At 34.5% G+C, this 9,656-nt stretch carries 7 protein-coding genes and 2 pseudogenes; 6 read left to right on the top strand and 3 right to left on the bottom strand.

The features are described from left to right. Positions 1-107: 107 nt before the first annotated feature. On the bottom strand, positions 108-1,835 hold the full coding sequence (locus tag BHU68_RS07110; RefSeq protein ID WP_069470976.1) for a DNA methyltransferase: 1,728 nt from the start codon (positions 1,833-1,835) through the stop codon (positions 108-110). Next, on the bottom strand, positions 1,826-5,023 hold the full coding sequence (locus tag BHU68_RS07105) for a helicase-related protein (RefSeq protein ID WP_069470975.1): 3,198 nt from the start codon (positions 5,021-5,023) through the stop codon (positions 1,826-1,828). The genes BHU68_RS07110 and BHU68_RS07105 overlap by 10 nt, the downstream gene beginning before the upstream one ends. 185 nt (positions 5,024-5,208) lie before the next feature. On the opposite strand from BHU68_RS07105, the pseudogene BHU68_RS17880 reads away from it, so the two are divergent. The 6 genes and pseudogenes from BHU68_RS17880 to BHU68_RS07080 form a co-directional block, all read left to right on the top strand. Then, positions 5,209-5,940: pseudogene (locus BHU68_RS17880) on the top strand (insulinase family protein); the annotation flags it as partial. Beyond that, entirely contained in the window at positions 5,932-6,699 is a 768-nt protein-coding gene (locus BHU68_RS17875) for an insulinase family protein (RefSeq protein ID WP_253181147.1), read from the top strand. The pseudogene BHU68_RS17880 and the gene BHU68_RS17875, both read left to right, overlap by 9 nt. A 25-nt stretch (positions 6,700-6,724) precedes the next feature. After that, complete coding sequence (locus tag BHU68_RS07095; RefSeq protein WP_069470973.1) at positions 6,725-6,949, top strand: hypothetical protein; 225 nt, start codon at positions 6,725-6,727, stop codon at positions 6,947-6,949. Beyond that, positions 6,928-7,326 (top strand): type II toxin-antitoxin system VapC family toxin, encoded by a 399-nt coding sequence (locus BHU68_RS07090; protein WP_069470972.1) that lies wholly within the window; start codon positions 6,928-6,930, stop codon positions 7,324-7,326. Before BHU68_RS07095 ends, BHU68_RS07090 begins: the two co-directional genes overlap by 22 nt. Before the next feature lie 465 nt (positions 7,327-7,791). Continuing rightward, a complete protein-coding gene (locus tag BHU68_RS07085; protein WP_069470971.1) occupies positions 7,792-8,280 on the top strand; it encodes a hypothetical protein in 489 nt (162 codons plus the stop codon). A gap of 144 nt (positions 8,281-8,424) precedes the next feature. Then, positions 8,425-8,952 (top strand): hypothetical protein, encoded by a 528-nt coding sequence (locus tag BHU68_RS07080; protein ID WP_069470970.1) that lies wholly within the window; start codon positions 8,425-8,427, stop codon positions 8,950-8,952. A 300-nt stretch (positions 8,953-9,252) separates the two neighbouring features. On the opposite strand, the pseudogene BHU68_RS18315 reads toward BHU68_RS07080, so the two are convergent. Continuing rightward, positions 9,253-9,432, bottom strand: a pseudogene (locus BHU68_RS18315) (3'-5' exonuclease); the annotation flags it as partial. Between the last annotated feature and the right edge of the window lie 224 nt (positions 9,433-9,656).

The raw sequence follows: 9,656 nt of genomic DNA, 5'->3' as shown, positions 1-9,656 counted from the left end.
ATCCACGGGTGTCATAACTTAAACAACGTAGTGAGTTAACACTTAGCCTAATCACCTATTTAGTCCTAAGACCTATCTCGAATCTCACGATTCAAGCCCCTGTGTCTTTAGCTCAGGGGTAGTTGACTTGCCCAATGCGCTTCAACCATTGCGGTTAATTGTGCTTTGATTTGTTGGCGTAATTTAGATTTTTTTGCACCGTTAGCAACGTATAAGTCATCTAAATTTTGCAATAATTTTTTTGTATGGGCTTGATTAGAAGTTGCTAATAACTCTTTTTGCTGATTTTCAGTCTTAACCGGTAATACCGGTTTACCATCAAACAGCGTTTGCAAGGTATTACCACGAATGATGTGATAATCCAAATTGGGTAACGGTTCTGGTTTAGCCTCATCTACCACTAATGCCAGCCATAAACGTAATCGCGCAATTTCAATGGCTGGAAAAGAAATATCTACTGCATACAAACTATTATGAATAATATGCCGCTTCAGGGTGGCGCGTGGTATAGTTTCAGCTTCAACACGCGCCAGCGATTCTTTTAATAGCAAAATTTCTTGTAACATGCCTAGCAAAAATGCTCCAGAACCAACCGCTGGATCAAGTATCTTGAGTTGATCAAGTTGTTTATTTAACTCTTGAGCTAATTTTGGCTCCAATGGAGCGGTGTCACCGGTTGAGGCTGCGTCAACTAATTGATTGAATTGGTTACGGGAAATAGATAAATGCCGATATAAAGTTTCTCGACACATATAAGCCACAATCGAACGGGGTGTATAATAAGTGCCGCTGGCATGACGTACCTCAGCTTCCAGCAAATTTTCTAAGACTTTGCCTAACATTTCTGGATCAATACCCACAATCTGATCCAGTGGTGTCGATTCATCCACGGTAAAATTATACTGCCCGAGCATGTTTAACAACTCGGTGAACAATTCATCAGCAAAATGGGGGCAATTAATTAAGTCAGCTTCGTCAAATTCTTCCCGTGCTTCAAATAAACCGCCATTAAGAAACGGAATAAAATATTCTTGTCCATTGATTGCTTTTTTATCCCCGGGCTGATTAAGAGCCTCAAAAAATAAGGGTCTTAACACTTCACGATAAAAGCCTTGCTGCTCTTTTTTGGCATAAGGTAGTTGTAAATCCCTAATAAAATTATTATTTTGATTAAGCCAAGTCTTTTTTTCGAGAAAATGTAAAAATAAGATGCGCCCTAACAATAGTTGCACATAGCGGGATAATTTATTATCATCATAAACCCACGATTTATTTTTATTATCGACTTGAAGACGCTGTTTAAAATTCTCATACTGTTGTTGATAAGCTCGAAAAAATTGCTCACTTACCATCTCCACATCAAATGCCTTATCAACAGCAGCGACAACTTCACCAGTATTTTCACACTCTAAGAGAGCCTGACTTAATTGCGTCAAGCGTTCAATAATCGTATGCAAGCGTTCGTCAACGCCAATTTCCATGCGACGCAAGATTTTTTGATGAGCTATTTGATCCGGTTTTGGAAATACCCAATGCCATAATTGCTGGGATAAGTCCACAAAAATATATAGGGCAAATGGATAACGTTTTTGTAAAGTCTCAATCGCAGCGCGTTGCCGAGTTTTCAATAATTGACGCTTTACTGGTAAGACTAAAACTGAAAAATCAAATAATTCAGCCAATTTCAATGGTTGTGAATATTCTTCGGTTAATACATGTTTTTCTTCTGGAAAAAAAACACGTTCATCAGTTTCTTCAAAACCTATGGTTTCAATTAATAAATTTTGTAAATCTTCAATGGTTTTGAGATTTTTGAGATGAGCTTCTAATGGCATAATGACTCTGAACAATAGATCTTAGTTGGCGGAAAAGTTGAATGTTTGGGCTTATTTGCAAACCGCTGTTCTAACTCAAAATGGTAAACTAAATAGTCGATTTTCTCGACTAATTCTGCACCAGCTACTTGATTTCGTTTTATAACACGTAATTTAATTAACACGTAAGATGGTAATGGTTGAGAAATAATACTAATTAAGTGGTTGATTAGATTTTTTTGGTTCTCAGTAGTTAATAAATCACTTTGTAACTCGTTAAATTGAGTTATAATATAACGTTGCTCGGCACTTAGCTCTGGATTTTTCTTGCTTAAAATGATTTTATCAAGATGTTGTTTAAACAAACTCCGTGCTTGTTCAACATGCTGGTTGTGTTTGCGGGGTAGTGGATGAGTTGGTGTATTAATTTCACACTGTAACAAAGGCAGTATTTCAGAGGGATCAGAGCTAATCACTTGGTCAAATTCATCCAATAAATATAGTCGTTTATAATAATTTTCCACTCCGCAAAAAACCAATGTACCATTGATATGCGAAGACATTGCTGCACGAATACCATCAGGTAATTGGCGAATGCGTTCAAAAGTTGCCTTATCATTGTCTCGCAGATTGCGAATTAGCATTTCAGCTTCATTAATATCAAAACCAATTTCCTTATCTTCGGTGCTAGTATCTTCATTGTTGTAAATGCTGTACATATCGGCTTGATTTAAACGTTCCTTTTCATCCAGAATTTGTTCATCTTCGCCAATGGTATCATGAATTTCTTGAATTCGTCGCCGCAGTAATTCGCGTAAACCTAAACCTTCATCTAAGGCTGTTTCGGGAAAAAAGTTATAAATATAAATCATATCATGCTCAGAGCCGATTCGATCAATTCGCCCAACGCGCTGAATTAGACGTACCGGATTCCAATGCAAATCATAATTGATAACAGCAGCGGCATCTTGCAAATTTAAACCTTCAGAAAAAACATCAGTGGCAATGATCAGGCGGAGTTCGGTTTCATGCTTTTTCAGTGTATAGTTATTCGAGCGAGGTGAAAATAGCTGTAATAATTGCATTTTATTTTTAGTTTTGCTGTCAATTACGGCTGAATTATTAGCTTCAATTTGCTCATACAAATAACGTGCGGTATCACTATATTGGGTGAAAATAATTACTTTTTCAGCAGTTAATGGTGTTTGTTGTAGCTGGCGCAATAAGGTTTGTAATTTATCATCTTGTTCTGGCATTATCTCAGTTACCATGTTTAGAATTTCGCTCAATTGCGTTATATCAGCCCGTAAATCGCGTTCTAAATCCTCAAGATAAAAATCCTCTTGAGAATATTTGCCATCTTGCACCAAATCAAAATCTAAATTGCCATCAGTATCTTCTAGTTTTTCCAATAATTTGGCATCCGCAACAATATAACCTTGTTGCAACATTTTTAAAAATAAATGGTGCATTTTCAACATTTTGGTAACAGTATTACGAAAAGCCACCACCGAAGATTCAAACCGTTTGAGTAATAATACGCGCATAATGCCCCGCAAAGAACGCCCAGCACGCGCTAAATTAGACCATTTTTTTTCACCTCTTAAATCTTCTTTGACATAAAGCCCAATGCTATAACGAGCATAATGAAGCTTGGCAATATGATGACGAATATCATCATAAAGATTATTATAGGTGTAATCAATATTATAATCTAGCCGCTGCAATTGGCGCGTTGGAAATACAATCGGTTTAGCATTAATTTTTTCATCAGGATAATATTTTTTAATATGGTTGCGGCGACGACGAATCAGCACTTGTTGTAATAACTGTTCTATTTTATGCCGTGCTTGCTTAAGGCAAACAGTTTTTTCATCTGCTGCTATTTCAACATCTCTAGCTTTTTGTTCCAATTTATCCACCGCTTGAAAATACTTTTTTAAATTATCATAAGTATCTAAATTCAAGGAAGGCGTGGCATCATCTTGAAATAAGCGAATTTGATTATATAAATCCCAAGCACTGTTATTACGAGGTGTAGCTGTCAATAAAATTACTTTTTTACCCCGTAAAAATTCTTCAACCACCTCATAACGTTGTGAATTAGCATTACGAAAATGGTGTGATTCATCAATTAAAACTACATCAGCATCTTGTATCCAGCGTTCTTGTAAGGGTGAATTGTTTCTTGATAACTTTGATAAGGGTACAACATCAGCAAAAACTTCATATTCACTGGTATTATCACTCCAATCTTTTTCTAAGGCATTGGGGCAAATAATCACTTGGCGTTTCAATCCAGTGCGCTGCAAATGTTTTAATAAGCCAATACCAATAAAGGTTTTACCCAATCCTACCACATCAGAAATAAATACACCTTGATGATCGCGTAAAATTTTTAAACCTTGATCAACAGCTACTTGTTGAAATTTAGTTAGCTGTGGTAATTTTTTATCCCAATGAATAATATTACTCTCAGCATATTCCAAACGCTCTTCAACCAATGTATATAAGGTTTTTAAATAAATATCCCACGGAGTATAAATTTTACTAGCCCAACTGCTTTGAATTTCCTGCATTAATGCTTTGCTAAAGGGTAGTGCATCCCTCCATAAATTATCAAACCATTGATTTAATTGGGTAAAATTATCATTACCATGCACTAATACATTGAGTTCAGTATTGTTTTTTAAGCCGGATACGGTAAGATTACTAGAACCAACAATACCAATGCCTTTTTCATAAAATTCTTTTTTATAGCTAAATAAATATGCCTTAGCGTGAAATTTTTCCTTAGTATAAACACGGACTTCTAATTTACCGCTATTGAGCCATTGTTGAATAAGTTCAAACAGATTTTCGCTACTATCAGTCAAAGGCGGAACCGCTAAAGCGGCTCGGATTTTAGCTTGAGTTTCAGTGGCAATACGTTGTTTTTCTCTAGGTGTTTGACGTTTAGCAATGATTTTTTTTACTCGTTCCGGCTGTAGTTCTTGTTGCATCAAGGCATCAATGGTTTGTTGATTAGTTTGATTGCCTATCAACAATTGGATTTTATCTACATGAGTAAAGTGTTGTTTAAGTTCTTGCAAGCCATTAACAAAAAAATAGCCTACGGCAAATTTTACTGATTCGGTTTGCGGTAAAATTTGGCAAACGTGATCAGTGAGGGTTTGGGTTTGGGTTTGGTTGTCGATTATGTCAGGCATGGTTATTAAATTAATAATTAGCTTGGAATTCACAAAGTTGATAACTATATTATACTATATATGTTGATCTAATAATTTTAGTTTAGTAATAATGACAAGCTTGGAGAAAATAATTTGTCGTCAAATTTATTTGAATCATACCGTGCCAGCAGTGATTACATTAAAAACCTGTGTGAAGCGTAGTAATGGCACCAGATGCCGAGTTAGCCGCTAAAGAAATTGCTGAAGAAACAGCAAAATTAGCAGCCATAAAAGCCAAAATGACTGAAGAACAAAAAGCCCAAGTCATTGAACAAGCAGCGGCTTTACAAGCGCGTCAACAACAAGAAGATGATCCATAAATCTTACCAAAAGTAGGTTTAGAAGACATCGCAGATGACTTAAAAATTCCCAGCGGCGACTTTAAAACCATAGGCAATTTACCAAGCACATGGTTTGCCAGCGGCACCAATGGTATGATTTATCAAAAAATTGTCATAGATTTACCAGAATTTGAACCAGAATTATTAGAAATATTACCCCTATTTTGTGACATACTTACCGAAGTAGGTGTAGGAGATCAAGATTATCGACAAACAGCGGCATTACAAGCAGCAGTAACCGGAGGCATAGGTGCCAGCTTATCAATTCGCGGCAACATCAATGATGTGCAACAAGTACAAAGCTTTTTTAGTATATCTGGCAAAGCCTTAGTACGCAATCAAGACAAACTATCCGAATTATTACGCCAAACATTAGAACAAGCTCGCTTCGACGAATTACCAAGATTACGCGAATTAATTTCTCAATTTAGAGTAGAAACAGAAAATAGCGTCACCTCAAGAGGGCATCAACTAGTAATGACAGCCTCAAGTAGCGGCTTCAGCCCAGTTGGCAAATTATCCGAACAATGGCATGGCTTAGAAGGAATACAGAAACTAAAACAACTAGATAAAAACCTAGAAGTTGAAAAATTTGCTGCAAAATTAGCTCGAATTCGCGACCAATTATTACAAGCACCGCGTCAACTATTAACTGTAAGTGAAGCAGAACAAACATTAAATTGGCAAGATCAACAATATACAGAAATCAAAAAATTCAAACCAGCGGCTGTAAATGAACAAATAAAACAAGCTTGGACAACTAATACCCAAGTAAATTTTTGCTCCAAAGCATACCCAACAGTAGCACCAAATGATTTTGATGCCGCTGTTTTCACAGTACTTGGACAATTTTTAGGCAATGGTTACTTACACCGAACAGTACGCGAACAAGGCGGAGCATATGGAGGCGGAGCCAGTTATGATGGCAGCACCGGCAGCTTTAGATTCTACTCATACCGCGATCCAAGACTAACAGAAACCCTAGCAGACTTTGACGAAAGCTTAAATTGGCTACAAGAAAATCCACATAAAGAAAGCCAACTAGAAGAAGCGATATTAAGTATAATAGCCAGAATAGATCGCCCCGGCTCCCCAGCAGGCGAAGCAATAGGAGCATTTTTCAACCAACTACACGGCAGAACTCCAGAACAACGACGCGAATTCCGCCAACGAGTCTTACAAGTAACAATACAAGACTTACAAAGAATAGCAACAAAATACTTACAAACTGAAAATGCGAATATTGCTGTATTGACAGATAGTAAAACATTGGATGGATTGAGTGAGTTGGGATTTGAGCAAAGGGTTTTGTAATAAGATAATTAATAATGGTGTTACTATGCAGCTAGTAAGAGAATTAAGAAAAGTTACAGGAAATCAAATAACTATTGACTTACCTGAAAGCTTTTATGCCAAACAAGTTGAGATTTTAATTATTCCTTATAAGAAAATGCAATCAGTAGATGATAACAATGAATGGAAAAAAGATTTTTTATCAATTTCCCAGTGGGATATTACTGAAGAAGAACTCAGAATAAAATCATGGACAATAGAAGAATTTTAATAGACACATCTATTATTATAGAGTTTCTAAGGAAAGATAAAAAGCAGAAATCTTACTTATGGAAACTCAAAGAACAACATGTTTGTTTTATATCTTCAATTACTACATTTGAACTATTATCAGGTGCCAAAACTGATAAACATATTGAAGATATAACAAAAATAAGAAAATGGATAGAATCTATTCCTGTAGATGATGAAATTGCTGAAATTGCGGCTTCAATTTTTCAGAATCTGAAGAAAAGAAATCAAATAATAGAATATAGAGATATATTTATTGCAGCCACTGCGAAATTTCATAATTTAAGTATTGCAACTTTAAATACAAAGCATTTCTCCAGAATTGAAGGGATAAGATTACTAGATATGACTACTTAATCGCTCATAGCTTGTAAGGGTGTATGAGGCTATCGCTTATATACCCTATGTTTGTTACGCTGACTGTTATCCCAATCATGGAGAAATTCAGAAAACAGCTAGCCAAAAATATTCTGATGAAAGCATTACCATAAGTAATTTTTTATTAAAAAAATGATTACTTTTTTAATGATATTCTAATTATAATGAGAATCCACTGTAACTTTTTTTTCTGACAAAACTTCATAAATTTTGATATTCTTAATAGAAGGTACAATGCTTATAATTGAAGGATTTAGTGAAAAGCAATATAACGAATTTTTCTCTGTCAAATCTATCAAGCAATCATATTTATATAATTACATAAGATTCTATACCATACATGGAGATGTAAGGCTAATTAATAGCAAGCATCATTTTGAAGAAACAGATGTTGAGCATGTACTATCTTATTTAGATACACAAAAATGTCAGTTATAAATTTGGATGGGAGACAAAAAATTATGGAAATTTGAACTAATACCACAAGGTTTTCCATATATTGAAAGAAAACAAAAAGAAACAACTAGTTCTCCATTAAAAATTGGGCAATTACGTGCAGGAATATTTTATGAACGTGCTGCAAAAGTATTTGAATACGAAGGAGAAAATTATACTATAATTTTTGCTATAGATGGAAGACGCGCAGCTTTATATTTTTATCCAGAGCTTGGAAGAAAAGGAAAAGCTAAAAAAGAAACATGTGGAATAAGTCTTTCTTCCCAACAAGGTGTTTGGTTATCATCTCAAGGAATAAAAGTATGTCAATATCAAAAAATTTTTGATTCTGAATTATTAGAAGAATTTTTAGTTCTTAAAGACAATACTGATCATTATATGCTTATTATTGACGGAAGTTTTGAATTAATTACAAATAGAAACTCATTGACAACAAACGCATTAGGAATCTTAGGAACTAATGATTTTTTATCATAAATTAAATCTTTCCTAAATTCAGTATTTAATAAAAAAAATCATACTTTTAAAGAACTATTACAACGATTAAACAATGATAAGTCATCAAATAATGAAAATCAAGCTATAAAACATGATAAGTCCAGAAAAGAAAAACTAAGTAAAATGCCTCGTTTTTATATCAAAAATATTGAAGTTCTATCTGAAAAAAATTTTGTTGAACCTATAGCAGGAGAAGAACATTTTATTGGAGCTTTATATACACTTTTATCACATGTTATACCTTCTGATAATCCCTTATATTATCTTTGGAAAAGACCCTTAACCTTTAGTGGAAGAGGTATAGATTCAATAGGAGTTGACAAGGAGGAAAAAGACCTTGAACCAAGTAATTTAATTTCTTTAGAATATAGATATTCTTTTGATAAAGAGGAAGAATTTAATCATTTATTAATGATTAATCATACAATTATTTGTTGGGATTTCAAGGAAATGGAAATAAATGATCAAGTTAGTGATCATGCTAATTATATGGGACAAATCACAGATTTATTACAGCATGAAGGTGAAAGATTAGGTTTTATTATAGGGAAAATAAAAAAACAAACAGAGAATAGACATTCCGGACATAAGGTAAATATCCTAAGTCTAAAAAAATTAATTCAAGCATCTTTTGGTATAAAATGGATATAAGGTGATCAGCTCGTAGGGTGTATAAGCGATAGTGTCATACACCAAACAAGCATAGATTTGTCACAATCCTAAAAAGTGCATGACGCTATTGCGCGTTCGGAGTGCGTCTATAGCATGATGAACTGCACCCTACAAAAAAATAATAATAAATCAACTACTTTGATTTGGCGTTAAATTGATCGGTGAGTGTTTGGGTTTGGTTGTCAATGATGTCAGGCATTGTAATCCTCGTTTTGAGCAATGCTAATAATCTCAAGCCCCATCTTTTGAAAATAACGCGAAGCTTGTTGTGGTTTTATTTCACCCCAAGGCATATATTTTTGACGGGGATAGCTTAAATATACCAGACGTTTTGAACGAGTGATAATCGGGAAAAGTTCTTTCACACATACCCATAATACACACCACTTCAAACTCTAAGCCTTTTGATGTATGTACGCTTAACAAGGCTAATCCATTACGCTGTGACTGATGGGTTGCACCTAAAGCAACCTGAGTTAGAAATGATGATAGATTATGTTGTTTACTATTGGTTTGTCTGAGGTAATTTTGCCAATTTTTACTTCTTGAAGTTTAATAGTCATAATAATTTTGTGTTGGGTTTTTAATGTTAGCTTGGAATTCACAAAGTTTGTAACTATATTACATTAATATCTGATTAAATAGAAAATTAAATGTCTCACTAAGCTAATAGTGGTGGTGAG

This window comes from Candidatus Marithrix sp. Canyon 246, assembly GCF_001723685.1.
GTDB lineage: Bacteria > Pseudomonadota > Gammaproteobacteria > Beggiatoales > Beggiatoaceae > Marithrix.
The sequence above is the reverse complement of the archived record's forward strand: the minus strand, read 5'-3'. Positions and strand labels throughout refer to the sequence as shown.